The 23,867-nt window shown below is 65.4% G+C and carries 28 protein-coding genes; 26 read left to right on the forward strand and 2 right to left on the reverse strand.

Translation table 11 applies throughout. The features are described 5' to 3' along the window. Positions 1 to 174: 174 nt before the first annotated feature. From AC07XM_RS22765 to trbK, 26 genes are all read left to right on the forward strand, one after another. Positions 175 to 2,184 (forward strand): conjugal transfer protein TraG, encoded by a 2,010-nt coding sequence (locus AC07XM_RS22765; RefSeq protein ID WP_003104002.1) that lies wholly within the window; start codon positions 175 to 177, stop codon positions 2,182 to 2,184. Next, entirely contained in the window at positions 2,181 to 2,645 is a 465-nt protein-coding gene (locus AC07XM_RS22770) for a ribbon-helix-helix protein, CopG family (protein ID WP_003104000.1), read from the forward strand. Before AC07XM_RS22765 ends, AC07XM_RS22770 begins: the two co-directional genes overlap by 4 nt. After that, the gene (trbB, locus tag AC07XM_RS22775; protein ID WP_102689874.1) at positions 2,642 to 3,694 is read left to right on the forward strand and encodes a P-type conjugative transfer ATPase TrbB; all 1,053 of its coding nucleotides are present in this window, start codon (positions 2,642 to 2,644) and stop codon (positions 3,692 to 3,694) included. The genes AC07XM_RS22770 and trbB overlap by 4 nt, the downstream gene beginning before the upstream one ends. Then, positions 3,691 to 4,074: a TrbC/VirB2 family type IV secretion system protein gene (locus AC07XM_RS22780; RefSeq protein WP_003103996.1), complete on the forward strand. Its 384-nt coding sequence runs from the start codon at positions 3,691 to 3,693 to the stop codon at positions 4,072 to 4,074. Before trbB ends, AC07XM_RS22780 begins: the two co-directional genes overlap by 4 nt. After that, positions 4,071 to 4,343: a VirB3 family type IV secretion system protein gene (locus AC07XM_RS22785; RefSeq protein WP_003103993.1), complete on the forward strand. Its 273-nt coding sequence runs from the start codon at positions 4,071 to 4,073 to the stop codon at positions 4,341 to 4,343. The genes AC07XM_RS22780 and AC07XM_RS22785 overlap by 4 nt, the downstream gene beginning before the upstream one ends. 15 nt (positions 4,344 to 4,358) lie before the next feature. Then, entirely contained in the window at positions 4,359 to 6,818 is a 2,460-nt protein-coding gene (trbE, locus tag AC07XM_RS22790; protein WP_010791836.1) for a conjugal transfer protein TrbE, read from the forward strand. Continuing rightward, the gene (gene trbJ, locus AC07XM_RS22795; RefSeq protein WP_003103988.1) at positions 6,815 to 7,540 is read left to right on the forward strand and encodes a P-type conjugative transfer protein TrbJ; all 726 of its coding nucleotides are present in this window, start codon (positions 6,815 to 6,817) and stop codon (positions 7,538 to 7,540) included. Before trbE ends, trbJ begins: the two co-directional genes overlap by 4 nt. A 12-nt stretch (positions 7,541 to 7,552) precedes the next feature. Further along, complete coding sequence (locus tag AC07XM_RS22800) at positions 7,553 to 7,885, forward strand: hypothetical protein (RefSeq protein WP_010791835.1); 333 nt, start codon at positions 7,553 to 7,555, stop codon at positions 7,883 to 7,885. Next, positions 7,882 to 9,261, forward strand: coding sequence for a P-type conjugative transfer protein TrbL (trbL, locus tag AC07XM_RS22805; RefSeq protein ID WP_010791834.1), 1,380 nt, complete (start codon positions 7,882 to 7,884; stop codon positions 9,259 to 9,261). The genes AC07XM_RS22800 and trbL overlap by 4 nt, the downstream gene beginning before the upstream one ends. Positions 9,262 to 9,285: 24 nt before the next feature. Next, a complete protein-coding gene (gene trbF / locus AC07XM_RS22810; RefSeq protein WP_003097768.1) occupies positions 9,286 to 9,990 on the forward strand; it encodes a conjugal transfer protein TrbF in 705 nt (234 codons plus the stop codon). Then, positions 9,987 to 10,979 (forward strand): P-type conjugative transfer protein TrbG, encoded by a 993-nt coding sequence (trbG, locus tag AC07XM_RS22815; RefSeq protein WP_010791833.1) that lies wholly within the window; start codon positions 9,987 to 9,989, stop codon positions 10,977 to 10,979. Before trbF ends, trbG begins: the two co-directional genes overlap by 4 nt. Positions 10,980 to 10,981: 2 nt before the next feature. Next, on the forward strand, positions 10,982 to 12,274 hold the full coding sequence (locus AC07XM_RS22820) for a TraB/TrbI/VirB10 family type IV secretion system protein (protein ID WP_003097773.1): 1,293 nt from the start codon (positions 10,982 to 10,984) through the stop codon (positions 12,272 to 12,274). After that, positions 12,271 to 12,516 (forward strand): DUF2274 domain-containing protein, encoded by a 246-nt coding sequence (locus AC07XM_RS22825; RefSeq protein WP_003097776.1) that lies wholly within the window; start codon positions 12,271 to 12,273, stop codon positions 12,514 to 12,516. The genes AC07XM_RS22820 and AC07XM_RS22825 overlap by 4 nt, the downstream gene beginning before the upstream one ends. A gap of 340 nt (positions 12,517 to 12,856) precedes the next feature. Continuing rightward, positions 12,857 to 14,023: a phage tail sheath subtilisin-like domain-containing protein gene (locus tag AC07XM_RS22830; RefSeq protein ID WP_102689873.1), complete on the forward strand. Its 1,167-nt coding sequence runs from the start codon at positions 12,857 to 12,859 to the stop codon at positions 14,021 to 14,023. Between the two features lie 12 nt (positions 14,024 to 14,035). Next, on the forward strand, positions 14,036 to 14,545 hold the full coding sequence (locus tag AC07XM_RS22835; protein ID WP_102689872.1) for a phage major tail tube protein: 510 nt from the start codon (positions 14,036 to 14,038) through the stop codon (positions 14,543 to 14,545). Between the two features lie 45 nt (positions 14,546 to 14,590). Then, positions 14,591 to 14,881: a phage tail assembly protein gene (locus AC07XM_RS22840; RefSeq protein ID WP_102689871.1), complete on the forward strand. Its 291-nt coding sequence runs from the start codon at positions 14,591 to 14,593 to the stop codon at positions 14,879 to 14,881. 137 nt (positions 14,882 to 15,018) lie between these two features. Next, entirely contained in the window at positions 15,019 to 18,558 is a 3,540-nt protein-coding gene (locus AC07XM_RS22845) for a phage tail tape measure protein (protein WP_102689869.1), read from the forward strand. Positions 18,559 to 18,567: 9 nt separating this feature from the next. Beyond that, positions 18,568 to 19,413, forward strand: coding sequence for a phage tail protein (locus tag AC07XM_RS22850; RefSeq protein WP_102689868.1), 846 nt, complete (start codon positions 18,568 to 18,570; stop codon positions 19,411 to 19,413). After that, the gene (locus AC07XM_RS22855) at positions 19,388 to 19,594 is read left to right on the forward strand and encodes a tail protein X (protein WP_024717503.1); all 207 of its coding nucleotides are present in this window, start codon (positions 19,388 to 19,390) and stop codon (positions 19,592 to 19,594) included. Before AC07XM_RS22850 ends, AC07XM_RS22855 begins: the two co-directional genes overlap by 26 nt. A 59-nt stretch (positions 19,595 to 19,653) precedes the next feature. After that, entirely contained in the window at positions 19,654 to 20,697 is a 1,044-nt protein-coding gene (locus tag AC07XM_RS22860; protein WP_102689867.1) for a phage late control D family protein, read from the forward strand. Positions 20,698 to 20,733: 36 nt separating this feature from the next. After that, positions 20,734 to 21,282: a glycoside hydrolase family 19 protein gene (locus tag AC07XM_RS22865; protein ID WP_102689866.1), complete on the forward strand. Its 549-nt coding sequence runs from the start codon at positions 20,734 to 20,736 to the stop codon at positions 21,280 to 21,282. Further along, a complete protein-coding gene (locus tag AC07XM_RS22870; protein WP_102689865.1) occupies positions 21,279 to 21,782 on the forward strand; it encodes a DUF2514 domain-containing protein in 504 nt (167 codons plus the stop codon). Before AC07XM_RS22865 ends, AC07XM_RS22870 begins: the two co-directional genes overlap by 4 nt. Positions 21,783 to 21,795: 13 nt before the next feature. After that, complete coding sequence (locus tag AC07XM_RS22875) at positions 21,796 to 22,020, forward strand: hypothetical protein (protein WP_102689864.1); 225 nt, start codon at positions 21,796 to 21,798, stop codon at positions 22,018 to 22,020. A 73-nt stretch (positions 22,021 to 22,093) separates the two neighbouring features. Next, positions 22,094 to 22,387: a hypothetical protein gene (locus AC07XM_RS22880; RefSeq protein ID WP_086977659.1), complete on the forward strand. Its 294-nt coding sequence runs from the start codon at positions 22,094 to 22,096 to the stop codon at positions 22,385 to 22,387. Continuing rightward, positions 22,384 to 22,689, forward strand: coding sequence for a hypothetical protein (locus AC07XM_RS22885; protein ID WP_102689863.1), 306 nt, complete (start codon positions 22,384 to 22,386; stop codon positions 22,687 to 22,689). The genes AC07XM_RS22880 and AC07XM_RS22885 overlap by 4 nt, the downstream gene beginning before the upstream one ends. A 300-nt stretch (positions 22,690 to 22,989) precedes the next feature. Continuing rightward, positions 22,990 to 23,238: an entry exclusion lipoprotein TrbK gene (gene trbK / locus AC07XM_RS22890; RefSeq protein WP_023047267.1), complete on the forward strand. Its 249-nt coding sequence runs from the start codon at positions 22,990 to 22,992 to the stop codon at positions 23,236 to 23,238. Between the two features lie 115 nt (positions 23,239 to 23,353). Here trbK and AC07XM_RS22895 read toward each other — a convergent pair whose 3' ends face one another. Together AC07XM_RS22895 and AC07XM_RS22900 are read right to left on the reverse strand one after the other, a co-directional pair. Beyond that, a complete protein-coding gene (locus AC07XM_RS22895; protein WP_016488006.1) occupies positions 23,354 to 23,623 on the reverse strand; it encodes a DUF3077 domain-containing protein in 270 nt (89 codons plus the stop codon). A 21-nt stretch (positions 23,624 to 23,644) separates the two neighbouring features. After that, the coding region (locus tag AC07XM_RS22900; RefSeq protein ID WP_102690342.1) for a hypothetical protein at positions 23,645 to 23,867 on the reverse strand (223 nt) is incomplete at its 5' end.

Genomic DNA, 23,867 nt, shown 5'->3' on the forward strand with positions numbered 1-23,867 from the left:
TTGCGGCGTTTTTCTTTGGTTCGACGCCGCGCGAATTCTGTCTTTTTGCTCGACGTTTCTGCTCGAAACGGTCTTTGACCGGCACCGACCCGGCACCGATTCTGACGCTTGCGGCACGCCTTTGTGCCGCTTCTTCCATGAGGAATCAGCTCAGGAGAAATCGGAGGCCAGGTCATGCAAGGGACGAGCGTGCTGTTCGGTCAGATCGCCGTGGTATTTGGCATCGTGATCGCCGGAGTGTGGGGCGCCACACAATGGACAGCAGCAGCCCTTGGCTACCAGCTACGCCTTGGCTCGCCCTGGTTCGATCTTCTCGGCACGCCGATCTACCACCCATGGCGCCTGTTCGAGTGGTGGTTCTTCTTCGACGCCTACGCGCCGCGCGTGTTCGACACCGGCGGCGCCATCGCGGGCGGCAGCGGCCTGCTGGCGGTGGTGGTCGCCATCGGCATGTCGATCTGGCGCTCGCGGCAGTCGCGCCTGGTCACGACCTACGGCTCGGCCCGTTGGGCGAACGCGGATGACATTCGCAAAGCGGGCCTCACGCTGCCGGCCGGCGTGTTCCTGGGCCAGCACGACCGCCAGTACCTTCGCCACGAAGGCCCGGAACACGTCCTGACCTTTGCGCCTACGCGATCGGGCAAGGGTGTCGGCCTCGTGGTGCCGACACTGCTTTCCTGGCCTGCATCCGCCGTCGTCCACGACATCAAAGGCGAGAACTGGCAGATCACCGCCGGCTGGCGCTCGCGCTTCTCTCATTGCCTGCTGTTCAACCCCACGGATGCGAAGTCGGCGGCCTACAACCCGCTGCTGGAGGTGCGGCGCGGCGCGCATGAGGTGCGCGACGTTCAGAACATCGCGGACATTCTGGTCGATCCCGAAGGCGCGCTGGAGCGCAGGAACCATTGGGAGAAAACCAGCCACGCGCTGTTGGTCGGTGCGATCTTGCATGTGCTCTACGCCGGCGAGGACAAGACGCTGCGCGGCGTCGCCAACTTCCTGTCCGACCCGGCCAGCCCGTTCGAGCTGACCTTGCACCGGATGATGACCACGCCGCACCTGGGCGATGGGCCGCATCCGGTCGTCGCCTCTGCGGCGCGCGAAGTGCTCAACAAATCGGACAACGAGCGTTCTGGCGTGTTGAGCACCGCCATGTCGTTCCTCGGTCTGTACCGCGACCCGACGGTGGCCGAAGTCACCTCGCGCTGCGATTGGCGCATCGCCGACCTGATCGCTGCCGAGCATCCGGTGTCGCTGTACCTGGTGGTGCCGCCTTCGGACATTTCGCGGACGAAGCCGCTCATTCGCCTGATCCTCAACCAGATCGGCCGGCGCCTCACCGAATCGCTCGACGGCTCCGACGGCATCGAGCGCCGCCACAAGCTGCTGTTGATGCTCGATGAGTTCCCGGCGCTGGGGCGCCTGGACTTCTTCGAGACGGCGCTGGCCTTCATGGCCGGCTATGGCATCCGCAGCTTCCTCATTGCGCAGTCGCTCAATCAGATCGACAAGGCGTATGGGCAAAACCACTCCATCCTCGACAACTGCCATGTGCGCGTGACGTTCGCTACGAACGACGAACGCACCGCCAAGCGCATCTCCGAGACGCTGGGTACGGCCACCGAGCTGCGCGCCCAGCGCAACTATGCGGGCCACCGGCTGGCGCCGTGGCTCGGGCATCTCATGGTGTCGCGCCAGGAAACGGCCCGACCGCTCCTCACGCCCGGCGAGGTGATGCAGCTTCCGCCCGACGAGGCCGTGGTGATGGTGTCCAGCGTGGCGCCGATCAAGGCGAAGAAACTGCGCTACTACGCGGACGCCAATTTCAAGCGTCGCGTGCTGCCACCGCCCACGCTGGCGAACCAGCAGTACGCCGACGCGCCGCCGTCGCGGCCCGACGACTGGAGCGGGCTGGCGATTCCGTCCGTGCCCGCTGCACCTGCCACGGCATCCGCCGATGGCCTGGAGAACTCGGCTTCGGCCGACGACGGCGGCCCGCGCCGTCAGCCCGAACTCTCCGAAACCGTCGCCTACGACCCCGAGCTGGCCGCGCCCGCGGCCGACCTTGGGCTACTCGATGACGACGACGATTTGCCGCTTCCCCTTCCTCGCCAGCTCGATCCAGCCATGCAGCGCACGGCCCGGCTGGCTTCCCTCGACCCCAACGACGGAATCGAGCTATGAGCCACTACCGCCTCAACTTGTTCATCCAGCCGGAGCACGCCAAGCGCCTGGACGAGCTGGCCGCCAAGAAAGGCGTGTCCAAGTCGTCCATTGTCGCGGCGGCGCTCGCATCGTGGCTGTCGCCCGACGCTGCCGACCAGCGCGAGGCGGCCATTGCCAAGCGGCTGGATCGCCTCTCGCGCCAGGCCGAGCGAATGGAGCGCGACCAGAACATCGCCATCGAAACGCTGGCGCTGTTCATCCGCTACTACCTGACCGTGAGCACGCCGGTTCCCGAGGCGCACCAAGACGCGGCACGCGCGCAGGGCAAAGCGCGCTTCGAGCAGTTCACCGAGAAGCTTGGCCGCCACCTGCTGCGGGGCCGCAGCTTGGTGCGCGACGTGGTGGAGGAACTGCATCCCGATCCGATGCGGATGGAGGACGCGGCGGCAGCCGCCCAAGCGCGGGAGCGTGCGTCATGAGCGCCGTTCCCCAATCCATAACCGCCACGTCGCTCGACCGCCGCATCCAGATGCTGCGCACGGCGATGGGGCCGCTGATCGCCGCCGCGCTCGAAGACCCGGACGTGGTGGAGGTGATGCTGAATCCCGATCGCACCCTTTGGGTGGATCGGCTTTCCAGTGGGCGCGCGCCGATGGGCGTGGAACTGCCCGAGGCGGACGGCGAGCGAATCATCCGCCTCGTGGCCGCCCACGTTGGCGCGGAAGTGCATCGCGGCCAGCCGCTGTTGTCCGCCGAGTTGCCCGAAACGGGCGAACGCTTCGAGGGCATCTTGCCGCCGGCAGCGCCGGGGCCGGCCTTCGCGCTGCGCAAGCGCGCCATCGGCGTGATTCCGCTGGAGCGGTACGTCATCGACGGGATGATGACCAGCGCGCAAGCGGGCTTTCTCGTTCGCGCCGTGCGCGAGCGGCAGAACGTGCTGATCGCCGGCGCCACCAGCAGCGGCAAGACCACGCTCGCCAATGCTTTGCTCGCCGAAATCGCCGCCACCGGCGACCGCGTGCTGGTGCTCGAAGACACGGTGGAGCTGCAATGCGCGGCCCGCGACCACGTTCCCCTGCGTACCCGCGCAGGCGTGGTGTCGATGACCGAGCTGGTTCGCTCGTCCATGCGCCTGCGGCCTGATCGCGTCGTCGTTGGCGAAGTGCGCGGCGCCGAGGCACTGGATCTCATCAAGGTGTGGGGCACAGGCCATCCGGGCGGAATCGCCACGATCCATGCCGGCTCCGCGCTCGGCGCGCTGCAGCGCCTGGAGCAACTGATTCTCGAAGTGGCGGTGAATCCGCCCCGTGCGCTGATCGCCGAAGCGGTCAACGTGGTGATCCACATCGCCGGGCGCGGGCGCAAGCGCCGCATCGAGAGCATCGCTCGCGTCGTCGGCTTCGACGGCGTGGGCTACCAACTGGCGGACGCGCTGGAAACGCCGTTTCCCGAGCTGCCGCCACTTCCCGATGCCGCACCCGCTGCGGCGACTTCCCCATCCCCTGACTCACTTGGAGAACTGCCATGACGCAGATGACCATTCCTGCTTTCCGTTTTTCTGCAAATCCGGCTTTGCGTCTTGCGCGGCTGCGCTGCCTGGCCCGCCCTGCGGGGCAAGGGCTGCTGCTGGCCGCGCTGCTGCTGTTCCTGGCCGGAACCGCACAGGCCGCCGGTTCCTCGATGCCGTGGGAAGGCCCGCTGCAATCCATCCTCGAATCCATCCAGGGGCCGGTGGCGCGAATCGTCGCGGTCATCATCATCATCGCCACGGGCCTCGCGCTGGCTTTCGGCGACACATCCGGCGGATTCCGCAAGCTGATCCAGATTGTCTTCGGTCTATCCATCGCCTTCGCCGCTTCGAGCTTCTTCCTGTCGTTCTTCAGCTTCTCCGGCGGGGCGGTCGTATGAGTGCCCCAGACACCTTCGCGGACGGTTTCGAGGTGCCGCTGCATCGCTCGCTGACCGAGCCGATTCTGCTGGGCGGTGCGCCGCGCACCGTGGCGATCGCCAACGGCACGCTGGCCGCCGCTGTCGGGCTGGGCCTGCAACTGTGGATTCCCGGCGTGGTGCTCTGGATCGTCGGCCATTCTTTGGCGGTGTGGGGTGCGCGCGTCGATCCGCAGTTCATGCAAGTCTTCGCCCGGCACATCAAGCATCGCCCGCTGCTGGACGTGTGAGGGGAGGACGCCGCGATGCTGAACCTCGCCGAATACCGCCAGCGCCCGGCCTTACTTGCCGACTGGCTGCCCTGGGCCGGGCTGGTCGCGCCGGGCGTCGTCTTGAACAAGGACGGCAGTTTCCAGCGCACGGCCCGGTTTCGCGGGCCTGACCTCGACAGCGCGACGCAAGGCGAGCTGATCGCCACATCGGCGCGGTTGAACAACGCGCTGCGCCGTATGGGATCGGGCTGGGCGCTGTTCATTGAAGCCGAGCGCCGTCCCGCTGCCGACCATCCGCACTCGGAGTTTCCTGAGCCGCTGTCGTGGCTGGTGGACGAGGAACGCCGCGCCACCTTCGAGGACTCTGGCAATCACTTCGAGAGTGGCTATCACCTGACGCTGGTGTACCTGCCGCCCGAGGAATCGCGCGCCCGCGCGGCGGGGATGCTGTACGAGAACCGGCCCACCGATGGCGTGGACTGGCGCGAGCGCCTGACGGCCTTCGTGGCGGAAACAGATCGCGTGTTCGACCTGCTCGATGGCGTGATGCCGGAAATCGCCTGGCTCGATGACAGCCAGACGCTGAGCTACCTGCACGCCACCATCTCGACGCGGCGCTACCGCGTCGGCGTGCCCGAAGTGCCGTTCCACATCGACGCGCTGCTGACCGACTCCGCGCTGGTCGGTGGCCTGGCACCCATGCTGGGCGACCAGCACCTGCGCGTGGTGTCGGTGCGGGGCTTTCCGACCTCGACCTGGCCGGGGATTCTGGACGACCTCAACCGCCTCGGTTTTGCCTACCGCTGGAGTACGCGCTTCCTCTGCCTGGACAAAGCCGAGGCGGAAAAAGAACTTTCCCGTCTGCGCCGCCAGTGGTTCGCCAAGCGCAAGAACGTCATCGCGCTGCTGCGCGAAACGATCTTCCAGCAGGAAAGCCCGCTGGTCGATACCGACGCCAACAACAAGGCCGCCGACGCGGACGCCGCCCTGCAGGAGCTGGGAAGCGATCAAGTCGCCTTCGGCTATCTGACGGCGACCGTCACCGTCATGGACGAGGACGCCGCCGTCGCAGACGAGAAGCTGCGCATGGTGGAGCGCGTCATCCAGGGGCGGGGCTTCGTGACTATCCCCGAAACGCTCAACGCCGTGGATGCGTGGCTGTCGTCCATTCCGGGCAACGCCTACGCCAACGTGCGCCAGCCCATCGTCTCGACACTGAACCTGGCTCACATGATGCCGGTGTCGGCGGTATGGGCCGGGCCGGAGAAGAACGACCACCTCGACGGCCCGCCGCTGATCGTCACGCGCACCGATGGCGCCACGCCGTTCCGGCTGGTGACGCACATCGGCGACGTGGGCCACACGCTGGTCGCGGGGCCGACTGGCATGGGCAAGTCGGTTCTGCTCGCCACGCTGGCAATGCAGTTCCGCCGCTATCGCGGCTCGCGCATCTTCGCGTTCGACATGGGCCGCTCCATGCGAGCCACGATCCTCGGGCTGGACGGCGAGCACTACGACCTGGGCACGGATGGCGAAATCGCCTTCCAGCCACTCGCGCGCATCGACCGTGAGGGCTACCGCACCTGGGCCGCCGAATGGATCGAAGGCCGCTTGCTGCACGAAGGCGTGGCGGTTGGCCCCGACGAGAAAGCGGCCATCTGGTCGGCGCTCGGCAGCCTCGCCGGTGCGCCGGTGGAGCAGCGCACGATGACGGGGCTTTCCGTGCTGCTGCAATCGAACGCGCTGCGCCAAGCGCTCGCGCCCTATGTGCTGGGCGGCGCGCACGGCAAGCTGCTGGACGCCGATCACGACCGGCTCGGCATGGCCGACGTGCAGTGCTTCGAGATGGAGGAGCTGATGCACAGCAAGGCCGCCGTCATGGCCGTGCTGCATTACCTCTTTGCGCGTTTCGATGAACGCTTCGACGGCGCGCCCACGCTGCTGATCCTCGATGAAGCGTGGCTATTCCTCGATGACCCGGTGTTTGCCGAGCGTATCCGCCAGTGGCTCAAGACGCTGCGCAAGAAGAACGTCAGCGTCATCTTCGCCACGCAGAGCCTCGCCGACATCAAGGATTCGAGCATCGCGCCCGCGATCATCGAGAGCTGCGCGAGTCGGATTTTCCTGCCCAACCCGCAGGCCACCGAGCCGCAGATTCGCACGATCTACGAGGGCTTCGGCCTCAACAGGCGGCAGATCGAAATCGTCGCCACCGCGCAGCCCAAGCGCGACTACTACTACCAATCCCGTCTCGGCAACCGCCTGTTCGACCTCGACCTGGGGCCGGCGGCGCTGGCCTTCGCGGGCGCGTCCACGCCGCAAGACCAGCGCGACATAGACCGCCTGCTGCTGGACGCCGGCGCACCCGGCTTCGCGGGCGCTTGGCTGCGCCATCGCGGCCTCGATTGGGCGGCCGACCTGCTGCCCTCGTTCCCCGGCCTGGCGCCGGGTTCCCTCCGTACCACCGACCACCCACAGGAGAGCCTGTCATGAAGAAGCGCCTTATCGCCGCCGCCGTCGCGGCCATGCTTTGCACCGCCACCGCTCATGCGCAATGGGTCGTGGTCGATCCCACGAACCTCGTGCAGAACACGCTGACCGCGATCCGCACGCTGGAGCAGATCAACAACCAGATCCAGCAGCTCCAGAACGAAGCACAGATGTTGATGAACCAGGCGCGCAACCTCGCCAGCCTGCCGTCCAGCGTGGTCGGCCAGTTGCGCGCCAATCTGGCAACGACCGAGCGGCTGATCGCCCAGGCCCGAGGCTTGGCCTATGACGTGACGAATCTGGATCGGGAGTTCGCACGCCTGTATCCCGAGCAGTACGCCGCCACCGTCAGCGGCGACCAGATGTACCGCGACGCACAGGAGCGTTGGCGGAACACGCTCAACGGCTTGCAGACCACGATGCAGATGCAAGCTCAGGTGTCGCAGAACCTGGGTGAAGACGAGAGCGTGCTGGCCGATCTCGTTGGCAAGAGCCAGTCGGCCGAAGGTGCGTTGCAGGCGATGCAGGCCATGAATCAGTTGCTGGCCTTGCAGGCCAAGCAGTCGATCCAGTCGCAGCGGCTCCAGATCACGCAAGACCGGGCGGCGTCGCTGGAGCTGGCGCGGCAGGCGGCGGCCACGGAGCGCGCCCGCGAAGTGCGGCGGCGCTTCCTGGGCGAAGGGACGCCGTACACGCCGCAGTCCGTGAACTTCTACGGCAACTGACGGGAGGCCGCCATGCGATGCGTCCTCGCCCCGTCTGTTGTGGTGCTTGTCGTGCTGCTGGCCGCTTGCGGCAAGCAGCCGGCCGACAACCTTGCCGATGCCCTGGCCGTCGATCCCGTGCGGCTCAAGGCATTGCGCGCGCAATGCGCGGCCGACCGGCAGGCCACGGGCGAGGACGCTTGCCGTGCCGCCGCCGAAGCCTTCCGGCGGCGCTTCTTCTCCGGCAAGGCCGGGCCGGATGAATACCAGACGCTGGCCGACCTGCCGCCGATCCCGCCGAGCTTCGATGAACCGGCCGATGGCATGGCGCCGGCCGTTCCCGCCGAGCCGGAGAACACGCCATGAATGACGTGACCATCATCGACCAGTTCCTCAACACCTTTGCCGCGTATATCGACTCGGGTTTCGGGCTGCTGCGGGGCGAAGTGGCGTTCCTCACGGCCACGCTGATCGTCATCGACATGACGATCGCCGGCCTGTATTGGGCCATGAGCCATGCCACCGGTCAGGGCGAGGACGTGATCGCCAAGCTTCTGCGCAAGGTGCTGTACGTCGGCGCCTTCGCCTACATCATCAATAACTTCAACTGGCTGGCCAGCATCGTATTCCGCTCGTTTGCGGGATTAGGCATAACCGCCACCGGCTCGGCCATCACGATGGAAAACTTCTTGCAGCCGGGCCGGCTGGCGAAAACCGGCATCGACGCCGGGGCGCCGATTCTGGAGCAGATCGGTGAGATGGCGGGCTTTCCCGAAGTATTCGTAAACCTCGACCCCATCGTGGTGATGTTCCTCGCGTGGCTGGTCGTGGTCTTGTGCTTTTTCGTGCTGGCGATCCAACTGTTCATCACGCTGATCGAGTTCAAGCTGACCACGCTCGCCGGATTCGTGCTGGTGCCATTCGCGCTCTGGAACAAGACCGCGTTCCTCGCGGAAAAGGTCTTGGGCAACGTGGTGGCCTCCGGCGTCAAGGTTCTGGTGCTGGCCGTGATCGTCGGTATCGGCTCGGGCTTGTTCGCTCAGTTCCAAGTCCATCCCGCCGAGCCGTCTATCGACCACGCGCTGGTCATCATGCTGGCCTCGCTCACCTTGCTGGCGCTCGGGATCTTCGGCCCCGGCATCGCCACGGGCCTCGTGTCCGGTGCGCCGCAGCTCGGCGCTGGCGCAATGGCCGGTGCTGCTGTCGGCGCTGCCGGCACGGCCGTCGCCATCGGCGCCGCCGCGACGGGCGTGGGTGGCGCCGTGGCTGCTGGCGCGCGCATGGCCCCGGCTGCCGCCAAGCTGGCCGGTAGCGGTGCGCGCGCCGCCACGTCGGCGGCCAGCAGTGCGAAGTCGGCGTTCCAGGCCGGTTCCGCCGCCGCTGGCGGCGGCGCAAAGGGCGCGATGGCGGGCCTAGGCAACGTCGCCAAGACCGGCGCGCAGTCCGCCGGACGCGCCGCAGCATCCCGTGCTTCCGCTGCCGGGCAGCGGATGGCCGCTCCGTTCCGTGCTGGCTGGAATGGCTCGACGGCCGACGCTGGCGCGTCAACCGGTCAAGCCTCCGCAGGAGAAGCCCCCGCAGGCGGCGCCGCTGCACAGAAGCCGGAACAACCCGCCTGGGCCAAGCGGCTGCATCGCCGCCAGCAACTCACCCACGCCGCGACCACCGCCGCGCACACGCTGCGCGGCGGCGACGGTGGCGGCTCGGGGCAAGGCCCGAGCCTGCGCGGCTCCGACGACTAAAGCGATTCACAAGGAGAACTGACCATGCGATTCAGAAAACCGCAGGTGCGCTATGCCGGCACGCCGCAGCCTGCCACGCCGTACCAAGCTGCCGGCCAGGTGTGGGACGACCGTATCGGCTCGCCGCGCGTGCAGGCGAAGAACTGGCGCCTGATGGCCTTCGGCTGCCTGACGCTCGCGCTGCTGATGGCCGGCGGCTTGGTGTGGCGCTCGGCGCAGTCCATCGTGACGCCCTACGTCGTGGAAGTGGACAACGCGGGCCAGGTACGCGCGGTCGGCGAAGCCGCCACGCCGTACCGGCCCAACGATGCGCAGACGGCGCATCACATCGCGCGTTTCGTGACGCTGGTGCGCTCGCTGTCCATCGACCCCATCGTCGTCCGCCAGAACTGGCTCGACGCCTACGACTACACGACCGACAAGGGCGCGGCCGTGCTCAACGACTACGCACGGGTCAACGACCCGTTCGCGCGCATCGGCAAGGAGTCGGTGACGGTGCAGATCACCAGCGTCGTGCGCGCCAGCGACACGTCTTTCAACGTGCGCTGGACGGAACGCCGATACGTCAACGGTGCCGCGGCGGGCTTGGAGCGGTGGACGGCCGTGGTGTCCATCGTGCTCCAGCCGCCACGCACCGAAGAACGCCTGCGCAAGAACCCCCTGGGCATCTACGTCAACGGCCTGTCGTGGAGCCGTGAACTGGATTCTTCCGAAGGAGCCAAGCCATGAATGATCTTTTCCGCAAATACGCGTTGCCGTTGATCCTGCTTTCCCTCGCGGGCTGCGCCACGCAGGGCAAACCGCCGCCGACCATCTCGCTCGATGAGCCAGTGCAGGCCCAGCCGCTGCCGGAGCCGCCCGCGCCGGTGGAAGTGGTCAAGGTGCCCGAGCCGCTGGCGCTGCCGGCGCAGTTGAAGCCATTGCCCGAGGCAGAGGACGCCAAGGCCGCGCCGGAACCGGCCGACGAGAAGGTGCGCGTCTCGCGGGCCAATACGGAGGCGCGCGTCGCGCCCACGCGCGAGGGCTACGTCAATGCGATTCAGGTCTGGCCCTTCACTGACGGTGCGCTGTATCAGGTCTATGCGGCCGTGGGCCGCGTGACCGTGATCGCGCTCCAGCCGGGCGAGGAACTGGTGACGGTGGCCGCCGGCGATACCGTGCGCTGGATCGTGGGTGATACGTCCAGCGGTAGCGGCGCCGACCTGCGCGTGAACGTGCTGGTCAAGCCAATCCGTTCGGCCCTAAAGACCAATCTCGTCATCACCACCAGCCGCAGGACGTACCTTCTGGAGCTGGCTTCTACGGAAAAGACGTGGATGGCGTCGGTGTCCTGGGAGTACCCGCGCGACCGGATGCTGGCTTTGCAGCGCCAAGCGCAGGCGGCCAGCGCCGCCGCGCCGGTGGACTCCGGCTTGTCGCTGGAAAACCTGCGCTTCCGCTACGCGGTCAGCGGTAGCAACCCGCCGTGGAAGCCGCTGCGCGCGTTCGACGACGGGCAGAAGGTCTATATCCAGTTCCCCGCCGGCATCGCGCAAGGCGAGCTGCCGCCGCTGTTCGTGATCGGGCCGGAAGGCGACGGGCAACTGGTCAACTATCGCTTCCGCTCGCCGTACTACATCGTGGATCGGCTGTTCGGCGCCGCCGAACTCCGCCTGGGCGGAGACAAGAGCGACGTGGTGCGAATTGAACGCACGGACGGCGTTGCGCGGAGGAACTGACCATGAGCCAGGACGACACCCCCGACCTCGCCACGCCGCAGGCGGGCAAGGTTGCGCCGGAGGCGGTGGCGCTGCGCGCCCAGCCACGCCCGGTCACGCGCCTGAATCGGCGCACGCTGGCCATCCTCGCCGGCGGCCTGTCGGTCGCCGTGCTTGGGGCCACCATCTGGTCGCTGCAACCGCAGCGGCGCGGAGCCAACGAGCAGACCGAGCTTTACAACGTCGATCGCGTCTCGAAGTCCGAAGGGCTGGATGCGCTGCCGACGGACTACTCGAAGCTGCCGCCAGCCTTGCCGCCCGATGTGCCCGAACTGGGGCCGCCGTTGCCCGGCGACCTTGGTCCGGCCATCGTCGCTTCGCAGCAGCCGGTGACGCCGGGCTATTCGCCGCCAGGCCATGATCCCGAAGATGCCTTGCGCAAGGAGGCGGACGCGGCGGCGGCCTCGTCGGTGTTCTTCCGCTCGGGCGGCCAGGGTCAGGGCCAGGCCGCCGCCACGGTCGCGCAAGCTGCGCCGGGTGCGCCTGGTGTTGCAAACACACTCGCGGCCTTCGATCCTCTCGCTGCCGGGCCTGCCTCGACAGCGGCCCAGCCCGCCGACCCGACCGCCGTGCAGAACCGGCAAGACCAGAAAGAGGCATTCCTGAAAGCCGGTTCTACGGAAACCCGCAATTCCGGCCATCTGGCGCTGCCCGCATCGCCCTATCAGGTGATGGCCGGAACGGTGATCGCGGGTGCGCTGGTGACGGGCATCCAGTCGGATTTGCCGGGCGACGTGATCGCCACGGTGACGGAGCCGGTCTATGACACGGCCACGGGCAAGTTTCTGCTGATCCCGCAGGGCTCGCGCATCCTTGGCAAATACAACAGCCAGGTCAGCTACGGACAAAGCCGCGTGCAGGTGGTGTGGAATCGCGTCATTCTGCCCGACACATCCTCGCTGACGCTGGACAACCTTGTCGGCACCGATCCGGCCGGCTACTCCGGCCTGGAAGACGACGTGGACTGGCATTGGAATCGCATCGTTGCCGGCGCGGTGCTGACGACGTTGCTGGGCGTAGGTGCCGAGCTGGCCGCGCCGGAGAACCGCCAGGATGGCAACCGCATCGTCATCGCCGGGCGCGATGGCGCACAGGACAGCATCAATCAGGTCGGCCAGGAAATCACCCGGCGCAACATGAATATCCAGCCGACGCTGACCGAGCGGCCGGGCCTGCCCGTGCGAATCATCGTCAACCGGGATCTGGTGCTGCGGCCGTACCAGCCGCTGTTCTTCAATCGGGGAGCTTCGCAATGAGCACGACCAAGAAGCTGCGGCTCGGGCCGCTGCCCAAGACCGAAAGCGTCAAACTGACCTTTGCCTGCCCAGCCAGCTTGAAAGCCGACCTCGACCGCTACGCCGCGCTGCACGCGCAGACCTACGGCGAGGCGGTTGATGCCATGACGCTGATCCCGCACATGCTGGAGGCGTTCATGGCGGGGGATCGGGGATTCAGGAAGGACACGGCGACCCGGAGCGCGCCATCGAAGCCGACATGATGGCGTCGCATACCAACGGCATCCATCGAACGCGCAGCCCCAGGCTGCGCGTTCTTCATTCTGGATGCCGCTATGTCTCTTGGGCTATGATGACGCGACAGGCCCGCCGTTCCTCGGCAATCCAGCACGACACAGTGCGATGCGGCTTTCTCCCCCGACGCTCTTATGTGGCTCCTAGCCGACGAAGCCGTGGTTCTGCAAAGCGGCCGCGAAAAGAGCTAACCTACTGTCCCATATATGGTTTCAAGCCTTACGTGCTTTGCACGCAAGACTTGACACCGGCACTTTTTTGTGTCCGGGCCGCGCATTGTCGCGGCCTGGTGCTTTCTGGAGCATTCCCATGGCTGGATTCTTTCACGGCGTTACCGTAACGAACGTCGACACCGGTGCGCGCAGCGTTGCGCTACCGTCCTCCTCGATCATTGGCCTGGTCGACACCTTCACCGAAGGCGCGGGCGCCACGGCTAAGTACAACGACCTTTACCTCATCACCAACGACCGCGAGGCGGTCGCGGCCTGGGGCCCCACTGCAGCGATCACCAAGGCTTGCCAGGCCATCTTTACCCGCGCTAAGGCGGTTATCGTTGCCTGTGGCGTGGCCAAGGCCACCGATGCCGCCGCACAAACGTCCTCGATCATCGGTGGCGTGCTGGCCAGCGGCAAGCGTACCGGCCTGCAGGCGCTGCTGGACGGCAAGAGCCGCTTCAACGCCCAGCCGCGGCTGATCATCGCACCCAAGCACAGCGCCACTCAGGCGGTGGCCACCGCAATGGATGCGCTGGCCGGCAAGCTGCGCGCTGTGGGCATCCTCGATGGTCCCGGCACCACCGACGAGGCCGCCATGCTCTACGCCAAGAACTTCGGTTCCAAGCGCTTGTTCATGGTCGACCCTGGCGTGCAGCAATGGGACACCGTCGCCAACGGCACGGTCGACGCGCCGGCCTCGGCCTGGGTAGCCGGTCTGTTTGCCTGGACCGATACCGAATACGGCTTCTGGGCCTCGCCGTCCAACAAGGAGTTCGTCGGCATCACCGGCACCACCCGCTCGGTCGAGTTCCTGGACGGCGACGACACCTGCCGGGCCAACCTGCTGAACAACGCCAATATCGCGACCATCATCCGCGACGACGGCTATCGCCTGTGGGGTAACCGCACCCTGTCGAGTGATGCGAAGTGGGCCTTCGTCACCCGTGTGCGGACCATGGATATCGTCATGGACGCGATTCTGTACGGCCACAAGTGGGCGGTCGACCGCTCGATCACCGCGACCTACGTCAAGGACGTGACCGAGGGCCTGCAGGCGTTCATGCGCGACCTCAAGAACCAGGGCGCGATCATCAACTTCGAGGTCTACGCCGACCCGGTGCTCAACACGGCTAGCCAGCTGGAGCAGGGCAAGGTGTACTGGAACATCCGTTTCACCGACGTGCCGCCGGCCGAAAACCCCAACTTCCGCGTCGAGGTCACCAACCAGTGGCTGACCGAAGTCCTCAACGCTGCCGCCTAAGGAGCCCCCGACATGGCATTCATTCCCCAAATTCTCGCCAACACCAACCTGTTTGTGGACGGCAAAAGCTTCCAGGGCGATGTGCCCAGCCTGACCCTGCCCAAGCTCACCCTAAAAATGGAGGAGTACCGCCCAGGCGGCATGGATATGCCGATTGAGATGGACGTGGGCATGGAGAAGATGGAAGCCAACTTCACCACCACCGGCGTGCGCAAGGACTCGCTCAAGTTCTTCGGCCTGGCCGACGGAAACGCCTTCAACGGCGTGTTCCGTGGCTCGTTCAAGATCCAGAAGGGCGAAACCCTCGCGGCCGTGGTCACCCTGCGCGGCACCCTCAAAGAGGTGGACATGGGCGACTGGAAGGCCGGCGACAAGGCCGAGTTCAAGTACGGCATTGCCGTCACCTACTACAAGTTCGAAGTCGGCGGCGAAGTCATCTACGAGATTGATCCGGTCGGCATGAAGCGTGTCATCAACGGCACCGACCAACTGGCCAGCCAGCGCGCCGACCTCGGCCTGTAACCCCCTTTCCCCTCACAACCCTTTCCGAATCAAGGACACCCTTTCATGAGCAAGCCAACCCCGAAGTACCTGACCCTGACCGCTGAGAACGTCACCGTTCGCCTGTCCAAGCCCGCCACCCTCAATGGCGTTGATCAAGCCACCATCACCCTGCGCGCGCCGACCGTGAAGGATGTTCGAGGCGCGGGGCAGACCTCGGACGGCGACGATGAGCAGCGCGAGCTGAACCTGTTCGCCTCCCTAGCCGAGGTCGGTGTCAAGGATCTGGAAGACCTCACTTACAAGGACTACAACCGCATCGCCACCGGTTACAACTTTCTGGTGCTCGAGGACTAACTGTAATCCCGCGACCCTCAAGCACGCCGCCAAGCGTCTCGCGGCCGAGCTGCATTTCTCGGCTGCTGAAATCATGGCCATGTCGTATGCCGACATGGTCTGGTGGCTGACCGATTGAGCTTGCATAGGGGGTACCGATGGCAAGCAAGGTAGCGTTATCGCTGGTGATCGGCGGCGCGGTCGCGTCGTCGCTTGGCGCCGCGTTCAAGACCGCCGAAAACGGCATCCAGAAGCTGGAAGCCAAGGGCAACAAGGCCAAGGTGCTGAAAAGCACCATTGGCGAAACCATCAAGCTGCGCGAGGAGTGGAAGCGCGCGCACGACAGTGGCGCGGCCGGTGCCGACAAGCTGCAGCGCAAACTGGACACCAACCTTGATGCCTTGCGCAAGCAGGGTATCGAGGTCGGCAGGCTTGGGCGCGAGTATCAGCGCCTGGGCCGCGAGGCGCGGGCCGCCGAGTTGCAGATGAAGGGCCACCAGCAGCTGCAATCGGGTAAGGAATCGCTCAAGTCGAATATCGGCAAGGCGGTGGTGGCCACGGGCATGGCCGCTGTGCCGACGATGATCAGCGCGAACTATCAAGCGGTCATCCGTGACATTGCGATCAAGGCCGACATTGCCAACAAGCCCGAAGAGCAGCAGCTTAGCCGGACGGTGATCGACACGGCCAAAGACACGGGCATGTCGCGCAATGACGTGGCCGACCTGGTCAACCAGCTGGTCGGTGCCGGCATGGAGCTGGACAAGGCGCTGTCGTATGCGCCGGTCGCGGCCAAGTTCGCGGTGGGCCAAGGCGCCTCGGGCGTCGACACCGCGTCGATGATCCAGGCGCTGGAGCAAAACGCCAAAATCAGCGATCCGAAGGTCATGCAGCAGGCGCTGGAGGCTATCGCCTACCAAGGCCAGGCGGGCAGCTTCGAGGCCAGCGACATGGCCAAGTGGTTCCCGCAGCTGCTGGCCGGCATGGAGAAAAACGGCATCACCGGGCTGGATGCGGTGACCTCGCTGGGCTCCATGCTGCAGGTCCAGATGAAGACCGCCGGCAGTTCCGACGAAGCGGCCAACAACTTCAAGAACTGGATGGAGAAGATTGGCGCCGGCGATATCAAGAAGGCTTACAGCGATGTGGGCATTGATTATCAGGCGTCACTGAACACCGGCCTGCAGAAGGGCATGAACGTCATTGAGGCGTCCATGGCCTTGGCCATGCGTTACGTCGAGAAGACCGACCCCGCCAAGGCCAAGCAGATCAAGGACGCCCAGGCCAAGATCGACAAGGAGGTCGACCCGGAGAAGGCCAAGGCGGCGCTGGAAGCCCTGGAGAAGACCCTGCGCACCGGCGATATCTTCGCCGACATGCAGGTCAAGGCGGCGCTGACCGCCTACGGGCAGAACCGGGGCCTGTATGAGGAACTTAAGGCCGACTCCAAGAAGGCCTCGGGCATCCTCGACAAGAACCTGGCCGAGCGTCGTGAAACGTCGGCGCAGCAGTGGGCCGAGCTGGGCCAGGCGGTGGACGACTCCATGCGCAGCATTGGCGATGCCATCCGCCCGGCCACCGATCTGGCGGCGCAGGGGCTGACCAAGGTCGCCCGTGGCATCACCTCGCTGTCGGATCAGTTCCCGTCGATTGCAATGGGTATTGGCGGCATCACGGCAGCGGTCTTGGCGTTCATGAGTGCGCGCAGCGCCCTGCGGATCGGCCGGGGGGTGTTCAACATCGCGCGCGGCCGTGGCCTGGAAGGCATGGCGGGGCGCGTGGGGCGTGCTGAGCGGGCGCCGATCGAACTGCCCAAGACCGGTAACAAGGTGGTCGACACCGGCCTGGGCCTACTGGGCAAGGTGTTTTCGGCGGGCTCGAAATCGCCTGGCCAAGCCGATGACCCCGGCGCCGCCGCCAACGACACCCAGCGCGTTTTCGTGGTCAACGCCGATGCTATCGGCGGGATTGGCAGTAGCGTTGCAAATAGCGGCCCTGCAGGGCCTGCTAGGGGTAGTCGCAGAAGTCGGCGCCGGGAGCGTCGGCGCGCAGGTCGGCAGGGTGCTGTGGTACGTCCCGCGCCGGCTGTCGAGGCCCCCAAGCCGTCCAAGGCAGCCGTGGCCAAGGTTCGGCCGGTGCCTGCAGCGTTGTCGGCCCTGACCGCCACTGATGACCTGGGCAAGGTGGCGCGCTCGGTGCGGGGTATCACCCGCCTGACCAAGCGTCTGCCAGGTGGCAACATCATGGATGCCGGCACGGCCGCGCTCGATGTTGCGCTGAACGCCAAGAGCCAAGACGAGAAGGCCGAGGGTTATGGCGGCGCCGCCGGCAGCCTGGCGGGCACCCTTGCCGGTGCTGCAGCCGGGGCCGCCATTGGCTCAGTGGTGCCGGTGATCGGTACCGCTGTGGGTGGTGCGGTCGGCGCTGTCCTGGGTGGTATGGGGGGCGAGTCTTTTGGTGGCTGGCTGGGCAAACGCTGGTTTGGTGATGAGCCGGCCGACGGCCAAGCCGAGCCGGAATCGCCGCCGGCACTCGGTGAATCGTTACGCGTAACGATGATGCCGGCCAAGGAAGTCGAGCCTGAGGCCGCTACGGCGCCGACCAAGGCTGATCCAGCGCCTGCAGTGGGCGATACGGTGCGCAATACGACCAAGCCCGCACCGGCGCCGGTGGAGCCGCTGGTGTCGGACGGTCCGCGCGACCAAGCGTCGACAGACCCATTCCAGGTGCCGGCACTGACGGCCGGCAAAGTGCGGTTCCCTGGTGCTGATCTGGTGCCGCCGAAGGCTGAGCCCGAATCACCTGCAGCGCCCAAGGCGCAACCCGAACCGTCTGCGCCGAAGTTGGGCGATACGGTGCGGGCGACCACCACGCCGCCCCCGGTGCTGGATAGTCCGAGCGATGAGGGGTCGAAAGATCCGTTCATGGTGCCGGCACTGACGGCCGGCAAAGTGCGGTTCCCTGGTGCTGATCTGGTGCGGCCGCAGACTCTACCCGATGCCCCAGCAGCGCCCGAGGCGCAACCCGAACCGGCGCCGCCGAAGTTAGGCGACACGGTACGGGAGGCGATCACGCCGACCCCGGTATTGGATAGCCCGAGCGATCAGGGGGCGAAAGATCCGTTCATGGTGCCTGCACTGATGGCCGGAAAAGTGCGATTCCCTGGTGCTGATCTGGTGCGGCCGCAGGCTAAGCCCGAACCGAAACCCGAGCCCCCGGCGCCCAAGCTGGGGGCGGCAGTGCGGGAGGTGGCCACCCCGGCACCGGTGGAGCCGGTGGTGTCGGATGGTGCGCGCGCCAAGGCGTCGAAAGACCCGTTCCTGGTGCCGGCACTGACGGCCGGTAAAGTGCGGTTCCCAGGTGCCGACCTGGTGCGGCCGCAAACGCAAGCCCCGCCGCCGGCATCTTCCGGGCTGGGTGATGTGGTGCGCGAAATGGCCAAGGCGGCGCCACCGGTACCCAAGCTGCCCGAGGTAGTCCAGCCTGCTAAGACGGCCGGGCCACCGCCGGCGCCGAAGGTGGATCAGGCGTTTTCGTTCTCGCCAACCATCAAGCTGGATGTGCAAGGCGATGTGAAGGACCCGTCCCAGCTGGTGCGCGAAATGGAAGCGCCTTTGCGCAGTATGTTCGAGGCTTTCCAGCGTGAAGTTGCATCGCGCATGTCCTCGGCGCAGTTGTTCGATCAACCCCACGTTTAAGGAGGACCTATGGCCTACATGGAGCAGCTGGAATCTTCCCTGTCCAGCCTGGTTGCAGCGGGGGAGGCCGGCCGGAAAAGTGCCGACGGCATGCTGGTACCGCTCAACGGCGCTATCAGCAGCATCACCGGTGCCGCGTCCGAGCTGGAGGGCATCCCGTTTCTACCGCCCGAGCTGGGCGCCAAGGCAGGCCGATTGGTGCGCAGCATCGGCGTTGCGCAAGCCCGTGTCGGGCAGGTGACGTCGATGTACAGCCGCGGCGTATCGGGCATCAATCAGGTGCAAGAACGCCTCGGCACGTTCAAGCAGATGGCCAGCAAGGTGTCGTCGGAGGTCGGCCGGGTGGCTGGCAAAATCAGCCCCTCCCTGTCCAACATCCTGCCCAGTGGCGGGCTGTTGGCCTCGGCCACGCCGACGCCGGAGGCTGTGGCGCCGTTCCCGCACCTGCTGATCATCCAGCCGCATGAGCCGAATGCCCAGCCGTATTACTTCAACCTCGGGACGGCCGCGTTTGACGAGTTGCGCCGGCAGGCGTCGTTTCGTTGGGCGGGGCAGGAGCGCCTGCGCCGCAGCGTGGCGCAGCAGGCCGTGGGCCTGGGGGAGGAAAAGATCACGCTCAAGGGCGCGATCTTCCCCAACCACAAGGCCGGGCTCAAGCAGCTCAACACCCTGCGCTCCATCGGCCGCAACCTGCGGGCGTTGAACCTGGTGACGGGCTACGGCGAGGTGCTGGGCGACTGGTGCCTGGTCAGCATTGAAGAAGAACAAAGCCACTTGTTGCCAGGCGGCACCCCTCGAAAACAAGGCTTCACCCTGGAGTTTGTGAGCTATGGCAACGACCTGCAGAACGTCTGACGGTGATCTGCTCGATGTGATCTGTCAGCACCATTACGGGCACCTCAACGGCACGGTCGAGGCCGTGCTCGATGCCAACCCGGATCTGGCCAGGCAGGCGCAGCCATACCGCGCCGGCCTGCTGATCCTGCTGCCGGATCTTCCGGCGCCTACAGTCGAGCTGCTGCAGCTGTTCGGCTAACCCGCGTTACGCGTAACGGACCCCGCCAAGTGCGGGGTTTTGCATTTCTGGAGCCCTGCATGAAACCCACGTATCAAATCGTCGCGGATGGCAGCGACATTACCGCGCTGATCAATGACCGGCTGTTGCTGCTACGCACCTCGGACAAGCCCGGCATGGAGTCGGACGAGTTCGAGCTGCGCATTGACGACCGCGACCAGGCTGTTGCGCTGCCGGCACGCGGTAGCAACGTCGTGGTCATGATGGGCTACGAGGGCCAAGGGCTGACCCGCTTGGGCGCCTACACCGTCGACGAGGTGGAATTGAGCGGGCCGCCCGACACCATCGTGATTCGCGGCAAGGCCAGCGACATGCGCGGCAGCGGCAAGACCGTGCGTAGCGGCAGCTGGGAGAACGTGCCGCTTTCGCAGATCGTTGGCGAAATCGCCAAGCGCAACGGCTGGGAGGTGTCTTGCCCGGTCGACACCAAGGTCGAGCGCGTCGACCAGCGCAATGAGTCGGATTACAACTTTGTCACCCGTCTGGCCAAGCAGTACGACTGCACCGCCAAGGTGGCCGAAAGCAAGCTGCTGGTCATGCCGCGCCAAGGCGGGCAAAGCACCACCGGCAAGGTGCTGGCGGTAATCACCATCAACAAGACGGACGTTTCCCGCTACCAGTTCCGCCTCGGTGATCGTAATTCGCAGAAGGCCGTGAAGACCCAGCACCAGGACCCGAAGACGGGCAAGTTGCAGGTGGTCGAGCTGGCCAACGACGAGTCGCCGGACGGCCTGCCGCCGGTGCACACCGACCGTCATGTCTACCCCAACAAAACCGCTGCCCAGCAGGCCGCCAAGGCGCGCCTGGCTGCGTTCAACCGCAGCACCGCCGGCGTGCGGCTGGAAATGCCCGGCCGCACCGACCTGTTTGCCGAACGCTCGATCAACGCCCAGGGCTTCAAGCCGGGGCTCGATGGCGAGTACCTGGTGGACGGGGTCGAGCAGGTATTCACCCAGTCCGGCTGGACTACGACCGTCGAGTGCAACGGCGGCAAGAAGGGCAAGGCCAAGGCCTCGGGCAAGAAAAAGAAAGACACCAAGCCGCTCAAGGTTGAGCAGCTGTAACCCCACGGCCGCGCGCGGCCGACACTGGAGCAAGCAATGGCATTATCCATACAGCAACTGCAACAGATCCTCCCGAACGCCGGCCCGAAAGCCGGCGTTTTTGCACCCGTCCTCAATGCCGCCATGGGCAAGTTCGGCATCGTCACGCCGGCGCGGCAGGCGGCGTTTATCGCTCAGGTCGGCCATGAGTCCGGCCAGCTGCGTTACGTGCGCGAGCTGGGCAGCGACAAGTATCTGGAGAAGTACGACACCGGGAAGCTCGCGGTGCGCCTGGGCAACACCCCGGTAGCCGATGGGGATGGCCAGAAGTACCGGGGGCGGGGCCTGATCCAGATCACCGGCCTGGACAATTACCTGCGCTGTGGCGAGGCGTTGGGGCTGGACCTGGTCAACCACCCCGAGCTGCTGGAGCAGCCGCAGTACGCGGCCGCCTCGGCGGCGTGGTTCTGGCAGCAGAAGGGGCTGAACACGCTGGCGGATCGTGGCGACTTCGAGACCATCACCCGTCGGATCAATGGCGGCCTGAACGGCCAGGCCGAGCGCCTGGTGCTGTGGGTGCGGGCGCGCAAGGTGCTGGGCGTATGACCGACCTTAATCCACGCTTGGCGCTGCTGATTCTCTTGTTGGCGCTTGTGTCCCACTGGGCTGCCTACCAGCACGGCCGGTCGGTAGAGCGGGCCGTTGCCAGCCAAGCAAAGGCACAGCGAGACAGTGGTGATCGTCTGGCTGAAGTAATCGGCGAGCGAGATGCCCGCCAGGAAGAACAACGACGCGCCACGGCGCAGGAGGAGGCGAGAGCCCATGCCCAGGAAGAACGAACGATTGCTGATAGTGGCGCTGCTGACGCCGATGCTGCTGGCCAGCGGCTGCGCAGTGACGCCGCCCAGCTCGCCGCCACCGTCAGTTGCCCCGGCCCGGATACCGCCGCTGTCGCCAGAGGCGAGACAGCCACCCGCGCCGCCATGGTGCTCTCCGACCTGCTCGCACGGGCTGACGAACGAGCGGGAGAGCTGGCGCAGGCATATGACCGCGCCCGAATAGCGGGGCTGGCGTGCGAAGCGTCCTATAATGCCCTGATCAAGTGAGAGGGGTAGGGCAGTGGACAAGCGCACATTCATTGGGATGGTCGAGGCCGGCGAGCCGCTGATACAGCAGGCTGTCGACGCCATGCGTGAATACCACCAGGCCCAGGATCGCGGCGCGTCGGCAGAAGAGATCGAGCGCCTGCGCCTGCTGGCCGAGTCGCTGTTCCAGGCGGTCTCCGATTACCAGCTTCGTGTCGTGGCCAAAGCCCGAGGCAAGGAGTTGCCACCGCTGCATTAGGCCGCCGGTCGGTCGTTGCCTGCAATGCTGAGGAACTATACGATACTGTTTATCTATACAGTATTGGTGCCGCATGTACTTTCTTCTCGTTCGACGCCGCGAGCATGGCGTGGCCTTACCCTCCGACCGCCTACGGAAAGTCCAACCACTCCGCGCGGATGTCCACATCGGTGATCACCACAGCGAGCCCCTGGGGCGTGTGTCGACTCAGGCCTGGGTGTTCAACCCTACACCTGGACCGGACATCATTCCGCGCCTGCACGACGCAAAGGTCAACGGCATGGCCCAGCTCGGCATCAACATCAACGGGGTCGAGGAAATCGACGGCGTGCTGTATGCGCAGTCTTGGTGGTGCAGGGCAGAATGATGACCAGGATACCGCAGGCATGGATGGACGAACTGAACGACCGGTTCGCCTTGGTGACCGATCCCGAAGGGCGCGCTTCAGTGCTTGATGCGATGGCGTATGCCGCCCACCGTCGGGGAGAGGTCAGCGACGAGAACCTCGTTGACATGCTGGAGCTGTCGGAGGCTGCTAGGGCGTGGGGGTTGGTAGAGGTTGATGAGGCCTATCACATCGGTCTCTTCAGTTACGAGATTTCGAATGGTTGGGATGGTGACGAGCCAGGACGGGTCGTCGTCGGCAGAACGCCTGGATGGGGGTGTTGAGGGAGGCTGGTGGTGTGCGAAATACGGCCAAAATCGATTCCAAAACTGAAACGGCGACCCTTGCAGCATGCGGCTTGTAGCCGTGCCGTTTCTGGTTTGTTTTGGAATCGATTTCGCCTTACAATCCGCATGGGGCGGGGCTTTGTCCTACGGTCTTGAAAACCGTCGATGGGCAACTATCCTAGAGTTCGAATCTCTACGCTTCCGCCATATTCAAAGCCCTGATTATTCAGGGCTTTTTGCGTTTTTGGGGCCTGTAAAACGGGCTTCTGGAGCGGGTCCATTCAAAGGAGTGAGTGAATGCCCAGTGTGCCTTTTGCACGTCTGGTTGCAGCGCTTGGCGTTGCCGTGAGCCTTACAGCCATTGCCGAAGACAGGGTGCCTGAACCCAACGAAGCGAATTGCTCGGGTGAAACCTATGAGCAAATCCTGGCGAGCCTCTCCAGGGAGTGGGACCGCAATGAGTTCATCGCCAACTGCAAGAGCTTCCACGCTGCCAAAAAGATGACCAAGTGGAAGTTCGAAAAGAGCCCACCTGACAGCTTCTGAGCCCAGCCAAAGCCCCGGCAGAGATGCTGGGGCTTTTTGGACTGGGTTGGAGCAGTAGGTGCTTAACGAGCCAACGTGAGAGGCTTTTTGTACCCCGCCTGGCTGGCCAGGCAAGTCAGCGCATCATGCCCAGCTCGGCATCATCCATCAGTGCCTTGGCCAGCGCACTCAGATAATGAGCAGCCCAGATCATCATCGGTTTCTCATCCATCAACCCGATAATCGTCAGCTCCCGCACGTACCCCATCAGCTCCGAGGATTGCTCCCGAGCGCTTTTGCAGGGAATCCCGGCTTCGATGCGAAACAGTGGGTGTGTCTGGTTTTCACCCTGGTAGAACGTGGTCTTGCCTACTGTGGTTTGTTCGGTCGATTCGTCAGTAGTCATGTGTCCATCTCCCGGATCGGCTCAGTGCTGCATTCGCAGCTCGTTCGGCACCTGTACCTGAATCAATGCGGACTCAAGTAACGAGCGCAGGGACTCAAGTTCATGGGTCGTCGCCATCATCAGTACCGCTGCAGGTGACTTGGGCTGCATCAGCATCGCTTGTTGCGAAATGGCTAGCGCGCAGACGGCATATTCCGCAGCTTGGATGAGGGTGTCTTCGAGGGAGTGGAGGGTGTGGGGTGGG

The organism is Pseudomonas sp. GW460-LB5, from assembly GCF_059423245.1.

Coding starts and splice junctions, on each gene's coding strand:
- AC07XM_RS22800 (WP_010791835.1), top strand. CDS start 7,553: ATGCGATGCGTCCTCGCCCCGTCTGTTGTGGTGCTTGTCGTGCTGCTG.
- AC07XM_RS22785 (WP_003103993.1), top strand. CDS start 4,071: ATGAGTGCCCCAGACACCTTCGCGGACGGTTTCGAGGTGCCGCTGCAT.
- trbJ (WP_003103988.1), top strand. CDS start 6,815: ATGAAGAAGCGCCTTATCGCCGCCGCCGTCGCGGCCATGCTTTGCACC.
- AC07XM_RS22870 (WP_102689865.1), top strand. CDS start 21,279: ATGACCGACCTTAATCCACGCTTGGCGCTGCTGATTCTCTTGTTGGCG.
- trbB (WP_102689874.1), top strand. CDS start 2,642: ATGAGCGCCGTTCCCCAATCCATAACCGCCACGTCGCTCGACCGCCGC.
- trbF (WP_003097768.1), top strand. CDS start 9,286: ATGCGATTCAGAAAACCGCAGGTGCGCTATGCCGGCACGCCGCAGCCT.
- AC07XM_RS22850 (WP_102689868.1), top strand. CDS start 18,568: ATGGCCTACATGGAGCAGCTGGAATCTTCCCTGTCCAGCCTGGTTGCA.
- AC07XM_RS22860 (WP_102689867.1), top strand. CDS start 19,654: ATGAAACCCACGTATCAAATCGTCGCGGATGGCAGCGACATTACCGCG.
- AC07XM_RS22855 (WP_024717503.1), top strand. CDS start 19,388: ATGGCAACGACCTGCAGAACGTCTGACGGTGATCTGCTCGATGTGATC.
- AC07XM_RS22895 (WP_016488006.1), bottom strand. CDS start 23,623: ATGACTACTGACGAATCGACCGAACAAACCACAGTAGGCAAGACCACG.
- AC07XM_RS22865 (WP_102689866.1), top strand. CDS start 20,734: ATGGCATTATCCATACAGCAACTGCAACAGATCCTCCCGAACGCCGGC.
- trbK (WP_023047267.1), top strand. CDS start 22,990: ATGCCCAGTGTGCCTTTTGCACGTCTGGTTGCAGCGCTTGGCGTTGCC.
- AC07XM_RS22840 (WP_102689871.1), top strand. CDS start 14,591: ATGAGCAAGCCAACCCCGAAGTACCTGACCCTGACCGCTGAGAACGTC.
- trbL (WP_010791834.1), top strand. CDS start 7,882: ATGAATGACGTGACCATCATCGACCAGTTCCTCAACACCTTTGCCGCG.
- AC07XM_RS22780 (WP_003103996.1), top strand. CDS start 3,691: ATGACGCAGATGACCATTCCTGCTTTCCGTTTTTCTGCAAATCCGGCT.
- AC07XM_RS22835 (WP_102689872.1), top strand. CDS start 14,036: ATGGCATTCATTCCCCAAATTCTCGCCAACACCAACCTGTTTGTGGAC.
- AC07XM_RS22845 (WP_102689869.1), top strand. CDS start 15,019: ATGGCAAGCAAGGTAGCGTTATCGCTGGTGATCGGCGGCGCGGTCGCG.
- AC07XM_RS22830 (WP_102689873.1), top strand. CDS start 12,857: ATGGCTGGATTCTTTCACGGCGTTACCGTAACGAACGTCGACACCGGT.
- trbG (WP_010791833.1), top strand. CDS start 9,987: ATGAATGATCTTTTCCGCAAATACGCGTTGCCGTTGATCCTGCTTTCC.
- AC07XM_RS22825 (WP_003097776.1), top strand. CDS start 12,271: ATGAGCACGACCAAGAAGCTGCGGCTCGGGCCGCTGCCCAAGACCGAA.
- AC07XM_RS22765 (WP_003104002.1), top strand. CDS start 175: ATGCAAGGGACGAGCGTGCTGTTCGGTCAGATCGCCGTGGTATTTGGC.
- AC07XM_RS22770 (WP_003104000.1), top strand. CDS start 2,181: ATGAGCCACTACCGCCTCAACTTGTTCATCCAGCCGGAGCACGCCAAG.
- AC07XM_RS22820 (WP_003097773.1), top strand. CDS start 10,982: ATGAGCCAGGACGACACCCCCGACCTCGCCACGCCGCAGGCGGGCAAG.
- AC07XM_RS22880 (WP_086977659.1), top strand. CDS start 22,094: ATGTACTTTCTTCTCGTTCGACGCCGCGAGCATGGCGTGGCCTTACCC.
- trbE (WP_010791836.1), top strand. CDS start 4,359: ATGCTGAACCTCGCCGAATACCGCCAGCGCCCGGCCTTACTTGCCGAC.
- AC07XM_RS22885 (WP_102689863.1), top strand. CDS start 22,384: ATGATGACCAGGATACCGCAGGCATGGATGGACGAACTGAACGACCGG.